Source organism: Streptomyces sp. NPDC002577 (assembly GCF_053594815.1).
This window is the reverse complement of sequence record NZ_JBSFWK010000004.1, coordinates 131,207-148,340: the sequence shown is the minus strand read 5'-3', so window position 1 is coordinate 148,340 and position 17,134 is coordinate 131,207. Positions and strand designations below refer to the sequence as shown.

17 protein-coding genes are annotated in these 17,134 nt (G+C 71.7%); 9 read left to right on the top strand and 8 right to left on the bottom strand.

Annotation, left to right across the window (positions count from 1 at the left end):
• Window positions 1-97: 97 nt before the first annotated feature.
• Window positions 98-1,723, top strand: a complete 1,626-nt coding sequence (gene aceB / locus ACWD4J_RS08235) for a malate synthase A (RefSeq protein ID WP_451394501.1) — start codon at window positions 98-100, stop codon at window positions 1,721-1,723.
• Window positions 1,724-1,777: 54 nt separating this feature from the next.
• Here the strand turns inward: aceB and ACWD4J_RS08230 are convergent, their stop codons facing one another.
• From ACWD4J_RS08230 to ACWD4J_RS08215, 4 genes are all read right to left on the bottom strand, one after another.
• Window positions 1,778-2,095 (bottom strand): SelT/SelW/SelH family protein, encoded by a 318-nt coding sequence (locus ACWD4J_RS08230; protein ID WP_451394500.1) that lies wholly within the window; start codon window positions 2,093-2,095, stop codon window positions 1,778-1,780.
• Between the two features lie 4 nt (window positions 2,096-2,099).
• Entirely contained in the window at window positions 2,100-3,029 is a 930-nt protein-coding gene (locus ACWD4J_RS08225; RefSeq protein WP_451394499.1) for a HipA family kinase, read from the bottom strand.
• A 58-nt stretch (window positions 3,030-3,087) separates the two neighbouring features.
• Window positions 3,088-3,849, bottom strand: a complete 762-nt coding sequence (locus ACWD4J_RS08220; protein WP_451394498.1) for a Clp protease N-terminal domain-containing protein — start codon at window positions 3,847-3,849, stop codon at window positions 3,088-3,090.
• Window positions 3,850-3,929: 80 nt separating this feature from the next.
• Window positions 3,930-5,711, bottom strand: a complete 1,782-nt coding sequence (locus ACWD4J_RS08215) for an IucA/IucC family protein (protein WP_451394708.1) — start codon at window positions 5,709-5,711, stop codon at window positions 3,930-3,932.
• Window positions 5,712-5,820: 109 nt separating this feature from the next.
• Here ACWD4J_RS08215 and ACWD4J_RS08210 point away from each other — a divergent pair, with 109 nt between their 5' ends.
• Entirely contained in the window at window positions 5,821-7,374 is a 1,554-nt protein-coding gene (locus tag ACWD4J_RS08210) for an IucA/IucC family protein (protein WP_451394707.1), read from the top strand.
• A gap of 387 nt (window positions 7,375-7,761) precedes the next feature.
• Here ACWD4J_RS08210 and ACWD4J_RS08205 read toward each other — a convergent pair whose 3' ends face one another.
• Window positions 7,762-7,911 carry a hypothetical protein gene (locus tag ACWD4J_RS08205; protein WP_451394497.1) on the bottom strand — a complete coding sequence of 50 codons (150 nt, stop codon included), beginning with the start codon at window positions 7,909-7,911 and terminating at the stop codon, window positions 7,762-7,764.
• A 58-nt stretch (window positions 7,912-7,969) separates the two neighbouring features.
• Between ACWD4J_RS08205 and ACWD4J_RS08200 the strand changes: the two genes are divergently transcribed.
• Together ACWD4J_RS08200 and ACWD4J_RS08195 are read left to right on the top strand one after the other, a co-directional pair.
• A complete protein-coding gene (locus ACWD4J_RS08200; RefSeq protein WP_451394496.1) occupies window positions 7,970-9,244 on the top strand; it encodes a VWA domain-containing protein in 1,275 nt (424 codons plus the stop codon).
• Window positions 9,244-10,104 carry a hypothetical protein gene (locus ACWD4J_RS08195; protein WP_451394495.1) on the top strand — a complete coding sequence of 287 codons (861 nt, stop codon included), beginning with the start codon at window positions 9,244-9,246 and terminating at the stop codon, window positions 10,102-10,104. Before ACWD4J_RS08200 ends, ACWD4J_RS08195 begins: the two co-directional genes overlap by 1 nt.
• A 111-nt stretch (window positions 10,105-10,215) precedes the next feature.
• Here the strand turns inward: ACWD4J_RS08195 and ACWD4J_RS08190 are convergent, their stop codons facing one another.
• Window positions 10,216-10,860, bottom strand: coding sequence for a winged helix-turn-helix transcriptional regulator (locus ACWD4J_RS08190; RefSeq protein WP_451394494.1), 645 nt, complete (start codon window positions 10,858-10,860; stop codon window positions 10,216-10,218).
• 87 nt (window positions 10,861-10,947) lie between these two features.
• Between ACWD4J_RS08190 and ACWD4J_RS08185 the strand changes: the two genes are divergently transcribed.
• The 4 genes from ACWD4J_RS08185 (at window position 10,948) to ACWD4J_RS08170 (ending at window position 14,077) form a co-directional block, all read left to right on the top strand.
• Entirely contained in the window at window positions 10,948-12,156 is a 1,209-nt protein-coding gene (locus ACWD4J_RS08185) for a pyridoxal phosphate-dependent aminotransferase (RefSeq protein WP_451394493.1), read from the top strand.
• 77 nt (window positions 12,157-12,233) lie between these two features.
• Window positions 12,234-12,833 carry a histidine phosphatase family protein gene (locus ACWD4J_RS08180; RefSeq protein ID WP_451394492.1) on the top strand — a complete coding sequence of 200 codons (600 nt, stop codon included), beginning with the start codon at window positions 12,234-12,236 and terminating at the stop codon, window positions 12,831-12,833.
• 82 nt (window positions 12,834-12,915) lie between these two features.
• Window positions 12,916-13,554: a hypothetical protein gene (locus ACWD4J_RS08175; protein WP_451394491.1), complete on the top strand. Its 639-nt coding sequence runs from the start codon at window positions 12,916-12,918 to the stop codon at window positions 13,552-13,554.
• Window positions 13,555-13,654: 100 nt separating this feature from the next.
• Entirely contained in the window at window positions 13,655-14,077 is a 423-nt protein-coding gene (locus ACWD4J_RS08170; RefSeq protein ID WP_451394706.1) for an acyl-CoA thioesterase, read from the top strand.
• A gap of 34 nt (window positions 14,078-14,111) precedes the next feature.
• On the opposite strand, the gene ACWD4J_RS08165 is transcribed toward ACWD4J_RS08170, so the two are convergent.
• Window positions 14,112-15,221 carry a DUF4037 domain-containing protein gene (locus ACWD4J_RS08165; RefSeq protein WP_451394490.1) on the bottom strand — a complete coding sequence of 370 codons (1,110 nt, stop codon included), beginning with the start codon at window positions 15,219-15,221 and terminating at the stop codon, window positions 14,112-14,114.
• A 202-nt stretch (window positions 15,222-15,423) separates the two neighbouring features.
• Between ACWD4J_RS08165 and ACWD4J_RS08160 the strand changes: the two genes are divergently transcribed.
• Window positions 15,424-15,690, top strand: a complete 267-nt coding sequence (locus ACWD4J_RS08160; protein ID WP_451394489.1) for a DUF1876 domain-containing protein — start codon at window positions 15,424-15,426, stop codon at window positions 15,688-15,690.
• Window positions 15,691-15,714: 24 nt separating this feature from the next.
• On the opposite strand, the gene ACWD4J_RS08155 is transcribed toward ACWD4J_RS08160, so the two are convergent.
• Window positions 15,715-17,124 carry an 8-oxoguanine deaminase gene (locus ACWD4J_RS08155; protein ID WP_451394488.1) on the bottom strand — a complete coding sequence of 470 codons (1,410 nt, stop codon included), beginning with the start codon at window positions 17,122-17,124 and terminating at the stop codon, window positions 15,715-15,717.
• Window positions 17,125-17,134: the final 10 nt, after the last annotated feature.

Below are 17,134 nucleotides of genomic sequence, written 5' to 3'. Positions count from 1 at the left end.
ACGAGGAGACTCTCGACATCAACAAATGATTGAACTTCCACGATGAGAAAACTAGTATCCGCCACACAGAAGCGTCCCGTGAAGGAAGTGACAGCTCATGTCCGCACCAGCGCCGTCCCCGCTGGCCATCGTCGACGCCGAGCCCCTGCCCCGGCAGGCGGAGGTCCTCACCGATGCGGCGCTCGCCTTCGTGGCGGAGCTGCACCGGCGGTTCACGCCGCGGCGTGACGAGCTCCTCGCCCGCCGCGCCGCGCGCCGCGCCGAGATCGCCCGCACCTCCACGCTCGACTTCCTGCCGGAGACGGCCGCGATCCGCGAGGACGAGTCCTGGAAGGTCGCCCCGGCGCCCGCGGCGCTCGACGACCGCCGCGTGGAGATCACGGGCCCCACCGACCGCAAGATGACCATCAACGCCCTCAACTCGGGCGCGAAGATCTGGCTCGCGGACTTCGAGGACGCCTCTGCGCCGACCTGGGAGAACGTCGTCCTCGGCCAGCTCAATCTCACCGACGCCTACGAGCGCCGCATCGACTTCACGGACGAGAACACCGGCAAGTCGTACGCCCTCAAGTCCGACGAGGAGCTGGCGACCGTCGTCATGCGCCCGCGCGGCTGGCACCTCGACGAGCGCCATCTGCAGGACGAGAGCGGACGCGCGGTGCCGGGCGCACTGGTCGACTTCGGCCTGTACTTCTTCCACAACGCGCAGCGCCTGCTCGACCTCGGCAAGGGCCCGTACTTCTATCTCCCGAAGACGGAGTCGCACCTGGAGGCCCGCCTCTGGAACGACGTCTTCGTCTTCGCGCAGGACTACGTCGGCATCCCGCAGGGCACCGTCCGCGCGACCGTCCTGATCGAGACGATCACGGCGGCGTACGAGATGGAGGAGATCCTCTACGAGCTGCGCGACCACGCCTCCGGGCTGAACGCGGGCCGCTGGGACTACCTCTTCTCGATCGTCAAGAACTTCCGTGACGGCGGACAGAAGTTCGTCCTCCCCGACCGCAACGCGGTGACGATGACCGCCCCGTTCATGCGCGCGTACACCGAACTCCTCGTCCGCACCTGCCACAAGCGCGGCGCGCACGCCATCGGCGGTATGGCGGCGTTCATCCCGTCCCGCAGGGACGAGGAGGTCAACAAGGTCGCGTTCGAGAAGGTCAAGGCCGACAAGGACCGCGAGGCGAACAACGGTTTCGACGGCTCGTGGGTCGCGCACCCGGACCTGGTGCCGATCGCGATGGCCTCCTTCGACGCGGTTCTGGGCGACCGGCCGAACCAGAAGGACCGTCTCCGCGAGGATGTGGACGTCAAGGCGGCCGACCTGATCGCCGTCGACTCGCTCGCCGCGAAGCCGACGTACGCGGGCTGGGTCAACGCCGTCCAGGTCGGCATCCGCTACATCGAGGCCTGGCTGCGCGGCCTGGGCGCGGTCGCCATCTTCAACCTCATGGAGGACGCGGCCACCGCCGAGATCTCCCGGTCCCAGATCTGGCAGTGGATCAACGCGGGCGTGGTGTTCGAGAACGGCGAACGGGCCACGCCGGAGCTGGCGCGCAAGGTCGCCGCCGAGGAGCTCGCCGCGATCCGGGCGGAGCTCGGTGAGGAGGCCTTCGCGGCCGGCAGGTGGCAGCAGGCCCACGACCTCCTCCTGAAGGTCGCGCTGGACGAGGACTACGCGGACTTCCTCACCCTGCCCGCGTACGAGCAGCTCACCGGCTGAACCGGCTGAACCGGAGCAGGGCCGGGGCACCCGCCCCAGCCCAGCCCGGCGACCTCAGCGCTCCGAGTGGCCCAGGCTCTTGTCCGGTGCCACTCGGTCGCGTACCAGTCGCTTGACGGCGGTGGGCTCGGGGAAGCCCTGCTCGCGGCGGTCCCAGACCACCTCGTCGTCGACGCGGACCACGAAGACGCCGCCGGTGCCCGGCTTGAGGGCGAGTTCGGCGAGCTCCGTCTCGAAGGTGGTCAGGAGCTCCTGGGCCAGCCAGGCCGCTCGTGGGAGCCAGCGGCACTGTGTGCAGTACTCGATCTGGACGCGGTGGCCGGTGGCCGTGGGTGCTGCGGAGGACCCGGTGTCCGGGGATGGCGAGGTCAACGGTTCAGCTCTTCCTTTTCAGGTGCACGGACCAGTCCTGTTCGGCGGCCGGTTTGCCGTGCAGGTCCGGTACCCGCTTCAGCCAGGCGGGGCGGCCCGCCTCCGTGACCGCGGCGCGGGCGGCGTCCTCGGCGGCCAGCTGCTCGCGGGTGGGGAAGTCCGTGGGCAGCCAGAGGTGGGAGGTCTTGGCCCGAGCGGCGAGAAAGTCGACGTAGGCCTCGCGCTTCTCGTCGGGACCGGCGAACCCCGGCTCCGCCTCCAGCCACTCGTCGGGCACCAGAGCGGTGACCTCGCGGAGCAGGTCACGGGTCACACGCGGTGCGAGTTCCGCGTCGGCGGCGGCCGTGTCGGGGCCGTACACGCCGAGGGCGTGCTGCCGGAAGTCGTACGGCTTGTCGACGGAGGCCGCCGCGGAGTCCCAGCGGTGGTGGAAGACGAGGGCGGCGCCGTGGTCGATCAGCCACAGCTTCGGCTCGCGCGTCCCGAACGTCGGCCAGACCATCAGGTTGGAGCTGTGCACGGTGCGGTCGACGTTGACGGTCAGGGCGTCCAGCCAGACCACCTTGCCGGCCTCCAGCGGGTCGACCGCCAGGGACCGGGCCACCTCGGGTGTGAAGTCCTTCGCGCCCGGCAGGAGGTCCATGCCGAGGTTGAGCCCGGCGCTGGCCCGCAGCAGGTCCCGCACCTCCTGGTGCGGCTCGTCCTGCGCCACCGACGGATCGAAGCGGGCGAGCACCAGCTCCGGGACGCGCAGCCCGAGCCGCCGGGCCAGCTCGCCGACGATCACCTCGGCGACGAGCGCCTTGCGGCCCTGGGCGGAGCCGGTGAACTTGACGACGTAGGTGCCGAGGTCGTCCGCCTCCACGATGCCCGGCACTGACCCCCCTGACCTCAGGGGGGTCACATATCGGATGGCAGTCACCTCGCGCAGCACACCGGCAACTGTAAATCAGCGCCTCGCGCTCCTGCTGCCTGCCGACTGACGGCCCAGGTCAGGACTCCTTCTGCTCGGACTTCTGCTCGGAGGCCGAGCCGACCCACTTCGACAGGAGGTCGGCGATCTGGGTCTCGGTGGCCGCCTTGTCGACGCCGAGACCGCTGAGCACTCCCGAGCCGTCCTCGAACTCCAGCAGCGCGAGCAGGATGTGCTCGGTGCCGACGTAGTTGTGCCCCATGCGCAGGGCCTCGCGGAAGGTCAGTTCCAGCGCCTTCTTGGCCCCCGCGTCGAACGGGATGAGCGCCGGCAACTCCTCGGCCGCCGGCGGCAGCGCCGCGGTGGCGGCCTCCCGGACGGCGTCCAGCTCAACGCCCTGCGCCCGGAGCACGACCCCCGCGAGCCCCTCCGGTTCGCTCAGGAGGCCCAGGACCAGATGCTCGGGGCAAATCACGTCGTTGCGTGCCGAGTGGGCTTCCTTTTGTGCGGTCACCACCACGTTCCTGGCCCGCGGTGTGTACCGGCTGAACCCCTGGCTGGGGTCGAGGTCCGACAGTTCGCCGGGTTCCTTCGGGACGAAGCGCTTCTGGGCGGCCTGCCGGGTGACGCCCATGCTCTTGCCGATCTCCGTCCAGGAGTGGCCCGAGCGCCGTGCCTGGTCCACGAAGTGGCCGATCAGGTGGTCGGCCACTTCGCCGAGGTGGTCCGCTGCGATGACCGCGTCGGAGAGCTGGTCGAGCGCGTCGGCGTGGACCTTCTTGATGGCCTCGATCAGGTCGTCGAGGCGGACGGTGGTCGTGACGGGACGTGGATTCGTCATGTGACAACCGTAGGTTGACACCCCGAAGGTGTCAACCCGAAGTTGACATGAAGGCTTCACAGTCGGGCTTCGTGATCGGATCAGGGTGAGCCGGAGCCCTCCAGCAGGGGGTTGGGCACCGGGCGGTAGCGCGCATCCGCCCCGTCCGCGCCCGTCCAGCGCAGCAGCAGGTTCGTCTTCCCCGGAAGCGCGGGCGCGGTGAGCAGACCGGCGATCTCGGGCAGTCCGCGCTCGGCGTCGTACCGCGCGAGCTCGCGCCGTACGGCGGGCCACAGCCCCGGCCCGGCCCACGGGTAACGGTCGGCGAGCGCGCCCGCGATCTCGGCGATGTGGTTGACGAACAGGCAGTACACGAGCCGCTCCCAGCCGGCCGCCCGCCCCACCTCGGGCACCTTCTTCACGCCTTCCGCGTCCCTGAACAGCGCCTGCACCGGCATGCCGTCCCGGTCCACGGCCACCAGCGAGTTCTGCAGATGCGCCTCGAGGACGAGACCGTGCCGCCCGAACACCTCGAGCACGGGCGGCAGGACCTGCCGCAGATACGCCTCCCACCACGCGGCCGGATCGGCGAGCCGGTCGAGCGGGCTCCCCTCGAATCCCTCGGCCAGCGCCGCCGCGAGCAGCGGCGTCGCGCCGGGCCGGACGTGTTGTCCGAGTCCGTCCCGCACCAGCACGGCGAGCTCCTCGAACGCGAAGGCGGCCGTGCGGTAGCCGTGGTCGCTCAGCCAGGCCGCCGCCGTCGACGTGTCTTTCCCGTACGAGCCGCTCCCGTACGAGCCGCTCCCGTACGGGCCGCCGGAGCGCCGCAGCGCGGCGAAGGCCGACGCGACCGCGGCATCCGTGGCGCGCATCTTCAGCAGATCGTGCCGCCACAGCCGCCGCACGTCGTTGGTGATGCGGACGTCGAGACTGAACTTGACGAACAGGTCGGCCGCGGAGGCGCGCCCGGGGAGGTCCCCGGAGGGATCCGGGACGTACAGCGTGCGCACGGCCGCCGTGGGCCAGACGGGCCGCTCGGTGCGCCCCAGCCGTACGAGGCGCCCGTCCGCGAATGCGTCCCGCAACTCGGGGCGTCCACCCGCGAGTTCGAGCTGCCAGGGGTGGGAGGGCAGCAGACGGTAGCCGGGAGGCGGCGCGACGCCGGGCCCGCCCCCCAGGGCTTCGGCGAGGGCAAGGGAGTCCAGCGCCTGCGTGTCGCCCTCCTCGACGACCGTGTCCTCGCGCACGCCGAGCAGCACCAGCGGGAAGCGGGCGTGCGCCTCCGGGGCGTACGGCAGCCAGCCGGCGACCGGGCCGCCGCCGCGCGCCTTGGGGGCCGGGTGGTACGGATGCCCCATGATCAGGGACTGTTCGGAGCGCACGTAGAGATCGTCGGGCGGGGTCGCCCGGGCCCGGGCGGTGAGCAGTGCCGCCACCGCGTCCCGGCTGTCGATCATCTCGGCGGTGAGCTCGTCGTTGGACTCCCCCGTGTACCGCCGCAGCTCGTCGGCCGCGAGTTTGACCAGCTCGGTGTGGCCGAGCCGGTGCCATGTGCCCGCCACGAGCAGTTCCGGCTCGGCGGGCCGGCGCCCGGCGCGTACGCGCAGCCGGCGCCCCACGGCCGGCAGTCGGTACACGCGCCGCTCACCCTGGGACGCTCCGGATTCGGCCGGGTCGGTCTCGCACGGCCCGGCCGACCCGCCCGGCTCGCCGAAGTCGGCGGATTCGGCCGACTCGGCGGGCCCGGCCAGCTCCCGCAGCAGACAATTGAGCAGAGGCGCCGCCGCGTACGCGTCAGCCACCTCGGCGACGTCGTCCAGGGGATGCATCGGGAGTGTGGAGTGGTCGCGGTACGTGGGGTAAGTGGGGTCCACGGGATCCATTCGGTCCATACGGTGCACTGGTGATGATCAGTATGTCCTGCCGTAGGCCGCCGCAATGCGGTCTCTGCACCAGAGGAGTCCGAACGTGCATCCGCCCCGCACCAAGCCCGTGCCCGCACCCCCCGCGGCGGGGTCGGCACTCCCCGAGGCAGAGCCGGAATCCGCACTCGCCGACGAGCTGCGCGCCGTACGTCCGGGCCTCCTCACGCCGTACGCGGCCGAGCTGCCCGGAGCCCACGCGGCCGTCCTGACCCGGCTGTGGCGCGGTCTGGCGTACGAGCCGCTGCCGTGGATCAGGCGGCGCGAGCCGGGACGTGACGGCCTGACGCTCCATCTGGCCGACGGCCGCCGTCTGCACGGCCCGCACGCCGACCCGTACGCCACCACCGCGTACGTCACCGAGGTGGACCTCGACGGCGCGGCGTACGACAGCGCGGCCCACTTGATCACGGCGCTCGCCGTCCCCGGAGCCCCGGCCTTCGCCGCCGAACTCCGCCACAGCACCGCGTCCTTGGCCCTGTCCCGCGCCAACCAGCCGCCGGACGACGGCACCTGGCCCACCACCGCGTGGCAGTGGGAACAGCGGATCGTCGACGGCCACCCGTACCACCCCAACTGCCGTTCACGGCCGGGCTTCTCGGTGGCGGAGCAACTCGCGTACGCGCCGGAGCACCGGCCCGTGGTGGCGCTGGACCTGGCAGTACTGCGCGGGGACGACTGCCTGATGACGGGCGAGTGGCCGGACCGGCTGCGGGACGGCGACCGGGTGCTGATCCCGGTCCATCCGTGGCAGACGGCACACGTGCTCGGGACCCTGCCGACCGCGCACGAGAAGATCGCGGCGCACCCCCTGATGTCGCTGCGCACAGTGGCCCCCGCCTCGGCCTCCCCCGGCGGTACCGCGCACATCAAGACGGCCCTGAGCGCCCGCCTCACCTCCTCCGTCCGCGACATCTCGGTCTACTCGATCGCGATGTCCGACACCCTCTCGGCTTTCGTCGACGCCCTGTCCGCCCGTCTGGACGGCCTGCTGCACATCACCCGCACACTGGGCGCCGTGACGGCCGACTCCCCGGACCTGGCGGCGGTACTGCGCGAGTCCCCGGAGACTTACGCACGCCCGGAGTCGGGCGAGCGCGTCATCCCCGTGGCCGCCCTCGCCACGACGTCACTGCCCCGATCCCCCCTCTGGCTGGCCGACTTCGCGCGCCTGGCCCTCACGGCCTGCCTCCGCCTGCTCGACCTCGGTGTGGCCCTGGAAGCGCACGGCCAGAACCTCCTCGTGGTCCTCTCCCCCGCGAACGCCCCGGTCCGCCTGGTCTACCGCGATCTGGCCGACATCCGTATCAGCCCGGCCCGCCTCGCCCACCACGGCATCCCGGCCCCGCCGCTCACCGGCCGCCTGATCACCGACGACGACACGGCCCTGCGCCGCAAGCTCTTCGGCTCACTCATCACGGGCACGCTGGGCGCGACGGCGGGTTCGGGCGACGCGCTGCGCGGGGCCCTGACCACGGCCGCACGCGACCTCCCGCGCACCCCCGACCTGACGGCCCTGCTCACCGAAGCGCTCCCCACCAAAGCCCTGACCCTGATGCGGCTGTCACCGGAGACACCCGGCGACCAGTGGACGTCCGTGCCCAATCCTCTCGTCCGTCCATAGCGATGGCGCCGGGTGGCGTGATGGGTCACGGGCGAGCACCCGGTGACATCTGGCGGCCTTCGTCTCGTACGCCGCCGGCCGGCGCCTGAACAGAACAGACCGCAGCGTCAGCCGGTGCCCGAATGCACGGCACCGGCTGACCGGATCCAGAACCTCTGCCGAGGGCGCCCATCGCAGCGCGTCAGCGACTGCGCCGCTGTTCCAGGCGGGAACAGCGAGCAGGCTGACTGCCACTCCCCCGGAGAGGATGGGCGGCCCACCGGCTGGATCGATTCAATTAATCCACCCGTCCAAGATCATCGGCAAGTGCCCGCAGCATGCGCCACACGATTAGGCGACTGAGGCACCCTTCCGGTTGCGGTGTCAGGCACCTTCTAGGTGCCATCGTCAGCCTGCCGCCTGCCGTGCGACGCCTGGCACGAGGATCCGCCCCGAGGTCGGCTCGTACAGCCGGCACAGCAGCTTCTCCCCTCCCGGCTCATGGAGATGGCCGACGAGGAGACCGCGGCCGAGGAGGCCCTCGAGACCCAGGAGCACGGTCCGTGAACGGGACTCCTTTTTGGAGAGAGGGCGTGGTGATCAATAAGATCCGCCGATGATCACAAGACAACGGCTGGCGGCAGGACTTGGTGTCCTGCTCGTCGCCCTGGCGGTCGGGCTCCAGCCCACCGGAGCAGCCGCGGACGACAATTCGGACGATCAGGACGCTCCCAAGGTCGAACTCGTGCTGGACGTCAGCGGGTCGATGCGGGCCCGGGACATCGACGGCGGGTCGCGGATGGCCGCGGCGAAGCAGGCGTTCAACGAGGTGCTGGACGCGACGCCCGAGGAGGTGGAGCTCGGCATCCGGACGCTGGGGGCCAACTACCGCGGTGACGACCGGAAGACGGGCTGCAAGGACACGGAGCAGCTCTACCCGGTCGGGCCGCTCGACCGGACCGACGCGAAGGCCGCCGTCGCAACGCTCACGCCCACCGGCTGGACCCCGATCGGGCCCGCCCTGCTGAAGGCCGCCGACGACCTCGAGGGCGGCAACGGATCGCGCCGTATCGTGCTCATCAGTGACGGCGAGGACACCTGCGCCCCGCTCGACCCGTGCGAGGTGGCACGGGAGATCGCGGCCAAGGGCGTCCATCTCACGATCGACACGCTCGGGCTCGTGCCCAACGCCAAGATCCGCGCCCAGCTCAGCTGCATCGCGGAGGCCACCGGCGGCACGTACACCTCGGTCCAGCACACCGACGAACTCACCGATCGTGTCGGGCAGTTGGTCGACCGGGCGGCCGATCCGGTGGTGACACCGGTCGCGGTGGAGGGTGCCGCCCAGTGCGCGGCGGCACCGCAGCTGAAGTCGGGGCTCTACACGGACCGGGAGGAGTTCGGCGAGCACCGCTGGTACCGCGTCGACGTGCTGCCCGGCCAGGAGCTGCGCGCCTCCGTGAGCGTCGCCGCCGACCGCACAGTCAACAACGACTACGGCGTGCTGCTGCGGGCCGTCACGGTGCACGGGCGGGAGATAGTCCGCGGGTCTGAGGCCGGGGACGGGCGTACCGATGTGATCTCCACGGGCCTGCGCTATCCGAAGCCCGAGCGTGACGACGTGGATGCGGACAAGCCCGCAGCCGAGACCGTCTGCCTCCAGGTCAGCAACTCCTACTCGGCTCCCTCCTCCGTCAAGACGACGCCGGGTCTGCCCGTCGAGATCACGGTCGACGTCGTGGACGCGCCCGACCAGGCGCACGACGTGGCGTCCTTCGGTCTGGGGCGCGGCTGGTGGCTGCTGGGCGCGCTGGTGCTCACCGGCTTCGTCGCGGGTGTGTTGTGGGGCTGGCTCTCGCGCTGGCGGATCGCGGTCTGGAGGACCAACTGATGCATACGACACGTGGAACGCGTACGACACGCGCGCTGGCGGCGGGCCTGCTCGGCGCGGCCGCCCTCTTCGGCACGGCGGTTCCGGCTCTCGCCGACGCGTCGCCGTCGGCGACCGCGAGCACGGACGGCGGCGACGCCGCACCGACCGAGGCCGGCACCTCCTTCCGTACGGCGACGGAGATCCGGCAGGGGCAGCAGGCGACGGCCACCGGCTCCACGGGTGACTACCTGTACTGGTCGTTCCCGGCGGACGCCGGGCAGCGCCCGACCGTCACGGCCACGGTGAGGCTGCCGGAGTCCGCGACCCGGCACGGCGCCTCGACCTGGCAGGTCGACGTGTACGACGGGCTGCGGCGCCGCCAGGCGTGCCAGTACGGCGCACAGACGCGGACGGCCGTCCAGGACGCGGCGTCGGTCGAGCTGTCCTGCACGCTGCGGACCGTCCGCGCCTGGTCGGAGCCGTGGGCCAACGACCCGCTGCCGGGCACCTACTACGTACGGCTGACGGTCGTCGATCTGCAGGCTTCCGACCTGGGACTCCCGGTCCAGACGGCGGTCGATGTGACGTCCAGGGACGTCGGCGGATCGGCGGCGGTGGACGGGGCGCTGGCGAAGCCCCTGGTGCCGGGTGTCGCGACGGCTTCGGAGAGCGACTCGGACGACTCCGCATCCGGCTCGACGGCAACGGCGGCGGAACTGGCCTCGGGCGAGCCCGAGGACGGCTGGGCCTCCGGCTGGTGGTCCGACCGCTGGCTGTGGACCGCTGCGGGCGGCGTACTCGCCGCGCTCGCGGGTGTGGCCGGATACTCCCTGACACGTGGTTCGGGCCGGCCCTCACGCGTACCGCCGGGCGTCTGAGTCCGCCGCGTCCCGCCCGATCGAGGCCGCTGCGCCGCCCGAGTGGCCGCGCGGCGGGCCTCATGGCGTATGGCGTATGGCGTCATACGCCATCGATGCCACCGGCTGGGCTCACGCCTCCCGCAACGCCTTCGCGAGCGTCCCCTCGCCCGTCACGTCGACGCGTGCGTCCCGTACCGCGTCCCGCAGCCGCAACGCCCCCCGGCTCAACGCCGTACACGTCTCCGCGTCCAGTGAGATCCGGGCATCGGCCCCCTCCGGTGCTGGACCGTCGCCGTAGACCGGGCGCCCCTCGGCCGAGACCCCCACGCGTACGTGGAACTCCCCTTCGTCCAGCCGCACATGGACGACCCCCTCACCCACGGCGGCCTCCTCCAGACACCGCAGCAGAGGCAGCGCGAACCAGTGGGCCCGCACCGCGTCGGTGGGCCGGCATTCCTCCAGCGCGGGCGCACCCCACTCGCCGAGCGCCTGCAGAACGGGCAGCAGATCCCGCCCCCGCCCGGTGAGTTCGTAGACGTATGCGGCGCCGGGCGGAGGCAGACGGCGGCGCGTCGTCAGACCGTCGCGCTCCATGTCCCGCAGCCGGGAGGCCAGTACGTCCGTGCTGACTCCCGGCAGGTCCGCGTGCAGGTCGGTGTAGCGGCGCGGACCGGCCAGCAGTTCCCGGACGATCAGGAGGGTCCAGCGGTCGCCGACGGCGTCGAGGGCCCGGGCGGCGGGACAGTACTGGTCGTAGCTTCGGCGCGGTGACATGCGACGCAGTCTAGACATGTTGTTGGACTTTCCAAGCACCCACTTGGTAAAACCAAGCAGTACAACGAACCAGAGGGGCGGCAGCGCATGGAGTTCCGGCAGTCGAGCAAGCTCAGCGAGGTCTGTTACGAGATCCGGGGCCCGGTGATCGAGCACGCCAACGCGCTGGAGGAGGCCGGGCACAGCGTGCTGCGCCTCAACACCGGCAACCCCGCGCTCTTCGGTTTCGAGGCGCCGGAGGAGATCGTCCAGGACATGATCCGGATGCTGCCCCAGGCGCACGGCTACACGGACTCGCGCGGCATCCTCTCCGCCCGGCGCGCGGTGGCCCAGCGCTACCAGTCGCTCGGCCTGGACGTCGGCGTGGACGACGTGTTCCTCGGCAACGGTGTGTCCGAACTGGTGTCGATGGCCGTCCAGGCGCTCCTGGAGGACGGCGACGAGGTCCTCATCCCGGCCCCCGACTTCCCGCTCTGGACAGCGGTCACCACGCTCGCCGGCGGCAAGGCGGTCCACTACATCTGCGACGAGTCCGCCGACTGGTACCCGGACCTCGACGACATGGCCTCGAAGATCACCGACCGCACCAGGGCCGTCGTGATCATCAACCCGAACAACCCCACGGGCGCGGTCTATCCGAAGGAGATCATCGAGGGCATCCTCGACCTCGCCCGCCGTCACGGCCTCATGGTCTTCGCGGACGAGATCTACGACCAGATCGTCTACGACGACGCCGTCCACCACTCGGCCGCCGCGCTCGGCCCCGACCTGGTGGTCCTCACCTTCTGCGGCCTGTCGAAGACGTACCGGGTGGCGGGCTTCCGCTCGGGCTGGCTGGTCGTGACGGGCCCGAGGCAGCATGCGAAGGACTACCTGGAGGGCCTGACCATGCTGGCCTCCATGCGGCTGTGCCCCAACGCGCCCGCCCAGTACGCCATCCAGGCCGCGCTCGGCGGCCGCCAGTCCATCCACGAGCTGACGGCGCCGGGCGGACGGCTGTACGAGCAGCGCAACCGCGCCTGGGAGAAGCTCAACGAGATCCCCGGCGTCTCCTGCGTCAAACCGAAGGGCTCGCTCTACGCCTTCCCCCGCCTGGACCCGAAGGTCCACCCCATCCACGACGACGAGAAGTTCGTCCTGGACCTGCTGCTGCGCGAGAAGATCCAGGTAGTGCAGGGCACGGGCTTCAACTGGCCGCGCCCGGACCACTTCCGCATCCTGACCCTGCCGTACGCCGACGACCTGGACGCGGCGATCAGCCGTATCGGACGTTTCCTGAGCGGGTACCGGCAGTAGCCTCGGTGATGATCGGCCGGGCGCCGACCGCTGGGCGCAGGCCCGGCCGACCGTTCCGACAGAACAGGATCGCGAACATGGGTGATCTGCTCCTTGTCCGCCATGGCGAGACCGAGTGGTCGCGCTCGGGGCAGCACACGAGCTGGACGGACATCCCCCTCACCGAGAACGGCAGGGAGCAGGCACGCCGGCTGGGGCCGCTACTGGCCTCGTACCGGATCGCGACCGTGTTCGTGAGCCCCATGAAACGCGCCAGGGAGACGGCCGAGCTCGCGGGGCTGACCGAGACGCACATCGATCCGGATCTGTGCGAGTGGGACTACGGCGGCTATGAGGGCATGACGACCCACGAGATCCACGGCAGCCGTCCCGACTGGTTCCTGTTCACCGACGGGGTCGCGCCCGGGCCGGACGAGCATCCGGGCGAGAGTCCCGAGCAGATCGGTGCGCGGGCCGACCGGATGCTCGCCAAGGTGGACGCGGCTCTCGCCGATTGCGAGGGCAATGTCGCACTGGTGGCCCACTCCCACTTTCTGCGGGTGCTGACCGCTCGGCGGCTCGGGCTGCCGCCGTCCGGTGGCGCCCTGTTCCAGATCGCGACGGGCACATTGTGCCGACTGAGCACGGAGCATCGGCGCCATGTCGTGGCCGCCTGGAATGTCAGACCCCAGTCGTAGGCTGCTGGAGCAGATGGGGGAGCGCCTGGCGGCCCGGGGGCCGGACGGGGGTGCGGGATGTCGTGTCGGGGAGGTGGTGGCCGTGGCAAGACCGCCGACCGCCGTGCAGCGGCGCATCATTCAGGCCGCCGATCCCGTGACCGGGCGCATCCAGGGGACGGAGGCGCAGCTCGCGGGCCTCGTGCGGCTGCGGCTGGCGTTCCGGCACCCGCGACCGCCGCACGACTATTTCCTGACGGCCGCCGGCCACCGGCTGCGCGAGCGGCCGGAGGCGTCGGACGGGACCGGCGAGCCGACGCCGGCTCCGGAGCGGGCGCGGGGCGTGTTCGCCGCACGTGTCGGTGGCGAGGAGGCACCCGAGGGCGGCGGGCCGACCCGGGTCCATGAGGTCCGCAGCGCCTGGCAAGGGCTGATCGAGATGCGCCGGATCACCAATCCGGACGGCGCCACCGACCGCCCCTGCGCCTGGGAGCGCACACATCTGGTGCAGGCTGCCGCACTGGCCCTGGAGGCGGCGGGCTGCCCGCCCGCGCCTGCGGACGGCGAGGGCTACCGCGTGAGCGGCACCCCTCAGCCGGAGGCGGTCGCCGTACGCCATCCCGCCCCGGACGGCCGCCGGGTCTGCGCGGCCGCGCTGGAGCAGGCCGGATGGCAGGTCGGCGAGCATACGGAACCTCGCACGGGCGCCCGGTATCTGCTGGCGTCACCGCGGCGCGTGTAAGGGCCGGACAGCCGCCCCGCTACGGGAACGGCCCGCATCCGGGACGGCTGTACGGTACAAATGCTTGGTGAGCAAGCGCTCAGCCGCCGAAGGGGAAGCCGTGACAGACCCGTTCGCCGTGCGCGTCGTCGTGCGCGGATACGAGACCGACACCCAGGGCCACCTGAACCAGAGCGTGTACCTGCAGTATGCCGAGCATGCCCGCTGGTCGCTGCTGCAGCATGTGGGCATCCGGCAGAGCGACATGCTGGACAAGGGAGTGGGACCGGTCACGCTGGAGACGACCATCCGCTACCTGCGCGAGCTGCGCGCGGGTGACGAGGTCGACGTGAGCTGCTCGCTCCTCTGGGGCGAGGGCAAGACCCTCCGCGTCGAGCAGACCATCCGGACGACGGACGGCACGACGGCCGCCGAAGTGGTGTCGGTCGGCGGGCTGTTGGACCTCAGAGCGCGCCGGCTGGTGCGGGATCCGCGCGAGTACTTCCGGGCGCTGGCCGCCCGCCCCGAGGAGCTGGGGCTCTGAGGGGAGCCGCGTCGCACGACTGTTTACCGCCGCGTCAGGCCAGGGCGTTCACCGCCGCGCGGACCGGTCCCTGCTGCCCGATGAAGTCGGTGCTGTCCGCCCATTGGTCCACGGCGCCGGTCAGCGGCAGGGACCGCAGGTCCGGGTCGGTGACGGTGTCCGCCAGGGCCCGGGCGAACCGTTCGGCGTGCAGGACGAGGAAGGGACGCGAGTGGTAGCGGCGGCGCCGGGGATCCACCGTGCGTGCGAGCCCGGTCGCGTTCTGCAGCGCGGCGACCGTCTCGTACGCGTCGCACAGATGGCGTTCCCGTTCCGGGTAGTCGGTCGCGGCCAGGGCGCCGCGCAGCGAGGGGGTGAGGCCGTCGGCCACGGCCAGCTGGGCGAATGCGCTGCCCAGCCACTTGCTGTACGGCGCGTATCTGCGCTCGAGCAGCAGGCACAGCCGCATCAGGTCGCGGACGAGCCGGGCGGCGACCACCGCCGAGCCGAGTTCGTCCCCGACCTCCGCGCAGCGCCCGACGAACGCCTCCTCCTGGGAGAGCCTCTGCCACTGGCAGGCCAGCAGATACCGCCATACCTGGTCCGGGTACCACTTCAGGCTCGTCCGAGCGGCCGTGAGCGTGCCGAGCCCGTCGTGGTACACCGCGCCGGATGTGACCTCGGCGAGCCTCTGCTGCGGGATCACCAGCCAGTCGCGGGCGGCCGGTTCGCCGCCCAGCGGATCGGTGCCGAGCTGTGCGGTCAGCCAGCCGCGGATGTCGTCCACCGAGACCCGGTGATCGACCGGGCCGTCCGTCAGTTCCATATGGCCCGACACAGGGTCCAGCGGATCGTCGTCCCGGCGGCGGAAGTGCGTGGACCAGCCGCGTACGTGCTTCGGGAGCCGCTCCGCGAGCAGCCGGTGGACGGCGTCACCGTGTGCCGCCGTGTCCTCGGGCGCCAGGAACAGCTGCAGCCTCGGGCCCCACTCGTGGTCCGCCGACCGTGCCGTGTCGAAGCCGAGCACCTCCGAACCGCTACCGACCCGGGCGGCGGCGTACCGCAGGCCGGGGCACGCCTCGGCCAGGATGGGCCGCACCGCCTCCTCGTACAGGATCCGTGACAGCTCGAGGCCGGGGAGGAACGTGGCGTCAGACGTCGTCATGCGGTCACTGTGCTGGGGCCGGGCGGGTGACGCCAGCGAATATCGGCGGCCGCCACGGGGGGCCGACGGGGCGGCGGCCTCGAGGGTGCCATCGGACCGCCGCCCCCTCTGGCCCGGTCGCGCGGTCCGGCGCACGCTGGGAGTACGAGGCCGCAGCGCCGGGGACACGCCCGCGGCCCGCCCCCGCACAGAGGTGATCACGATGGAATCCAAGCAGTGGAACGTGAAGGTCTACATCAGCGAGGAGGGCGACAACACGCGCGCTCGCGCGGTGCTCGACACCCCTGAGACACACGAGGTCACCGGTACCGGTGTGGCCAGGCGGAACCCCGTCGACCGGCCGGTGGCGGAGATCGGCGACGAGCTGGCCGCCAGCCGCGCGCTGGAGGATCTCGCGGTGCGGCTGCACGATGTGGCGTCCGACGACATCGTGCAGTTCAGCGGGCCTGCGGAGGCGCAGGGGCGGTGACCCGGCCCCGGCCGGGGCGCCGGATCACCCCTCCGCGGTGATCCGGGCGAGGCGCTGTGCCTCGTTGCGCGTGGAGCGTGCGACGGCGTCCTCGTCGACGTGCAGCAGGCGGCTGTTCCCGACGACCTGGCGGCCGCCCACGAGGGAGAGCGTGACGGGGGCCGCGGCGCCGAAGACGAGCGCGGTCACCGGGTCGGCGATCGACGCGTGGGCGAGCGTGTCGAGCTTCCAGAGCACGAGGTCGGCGAGCTTGCCCGGCTCCAGGGAGCCGATCTCGGCGGCCCGGCCGAGGACCTGGGCGCCGCCGTACGTGCCGAGGCGCAGCGCCTGACGCGCGTTCAGGGCGGCTTCCCTGTGCGCGCCGAGCCGGTTGATCAGCAGGGCGTTGCGCAGTTCGGTGTGGAGTTCGCCGGACTCGTTGGACGCGGTGCCGTCCACGCCCAGGCCGACGGGGACGCCGGCGGCCAGCATGTCCGGCACCCGGGCGATCCCGGCGCCCAGGCGGGCGTTGGAGGACGGGCAGTGAGCGACCCCCGTCCTCGTACGGGCGAAGGCGGCGATGTCCGAGTCGTTCATGTGGACGCAGTGCGCCATCCACACGTCCTCGCCGAGCCAGCCGGTGGACTCGAAGTAGTCGGTCGGGCCCATGCCGAACAGCTCGTGGCAGAACTTCTCCTCCTCCACCGTCTCGCTGCCGTGGGTGTGCAGGCGTACGCCCTTGCGCCGCGCCAACTCCGCGCCCTGCCGGAGGAGTTCCGTGGTGACGGAGAACGGGGAGCACGGCGCGACCGCGATCTGCGTCATCGCGCCGAACGACGCGTCGTGGTACCGGTCGACGGTCTCCTCGGTCGCGGCCAGCGCGCCCTCGAGGGTCTCGACCGCGAAGTCCGGCGGCAGTCCGCCGTCCGACTCGCCGCGGTCCATGGAACCGCGCGCCAGCGTGAAGCGGACGCCCGTCTCGGACGCGGCCCGGATGATCGCGCCGGAGAGGTCGCCGGAACCGCGCGGGAAGACGTAGTGGTGATCCATGGCGGTGGTGACACCGCCGCGGGCCAGCATGGCGAGGGACCCCTGCGCGGCCGCGTACACCATCTGCTCGTCGATGCGCGCCCAGGTCGGGTAGAGCGCGACGAGCCAGTTGAAGAGGTTGTGGTCGGTGGCCAGGCCGCGGGTGATCCACTGGTAGAAGTGGTGGTGCGTGTTGACCAGGCCGGGGGTGGCCAGGTGGCCGGTCGCGTCGATGCGGCGGATCACGCCGGCCAGGTGCTCGGGCGCCTTCCCCGGGCCTACCGACTCGATCGTGCTGCCGGCGACGACGACGTGACCCGAGTCGTACTCGGTGTCGTCCGCGTCGACGGTCGCGATGGCGCAGTTCTCGATGACGATGCGTTCGACGCTTTCGGGGCCGCGTTCTGCGTCGGGCGAAGCTGCCACAGCTTGGCTC

Coding starts and splice junctions, on each gene's coding strand:
- ACWD4J_RS08200 (WP_451394496.1), top strand. CDS start 7,970: ATGATCACAAGACAACGGCTGGCGGCAGGACTTGGTGTCCTGCTCGTC.
- ACWD4J_RS08180 (WP_451394492.1), top strand. CDS start 12,234: ATGGGTGATCTGCTCCTTGTCCGCCATGGCGAGACCGAGTGGTCGCGC.
- ACWD4J_RS08165 (WP_451394490.1), bottom strand. CDS start 15,221: ATGACGACGTCTGACGCCACGTTCCTCCCCGGCCTCGAGCTGTCACGG.
- ACWD4J_RS08195 (WP_451394495.1), top strand. CDS start 9,244: ATGCATACGACACGTGGAACGCGTACGACACGCGCGCTGGCGGCGGGC.
- ACWD4J_RS08215 (WP_451394708.1), bottom strand. CDS start 5,711: ATGGATCCCGTGGACCCCACTTACCCCACGTACCGCGACCACTCCACA.
- ACWD4J_RS08220 (WP_451394498.1), bottom strand. CDS start 3,849: ATGACGAATCCACGTCCCGTCACGACCACCGTCCGCCTCGACGACCTG.
- ACWD4J_RS08190 (WP_451394494.1), bottom strand. CDS start 10,860: ATGTCACCGCGCCGAAGCTACGACCAGTACTGTCCCGCCGCCCGGGCC.
- aceB (WP_451394501.1), top strand. CDS start 98: ATGTCCGCACCAGCGCCGTCCCCGCTGGCCATCGTCGACGCCGAGCCC.
- ACWD4J_RS08160 (WP_451394489.1), top strand. CDS start 15,424: ATGGAATCCAAGCAGTGGAACGTGAAGGTCTACATCAGCGAGGAGGGC.
- ACWD4J_RS08185 (WP_451394493.1), top strand. CDS start 10,948: ATGGAGTTCCGGCAGTCGAGCAAGCTCAGCGAGGTCTGTTACGAGATC.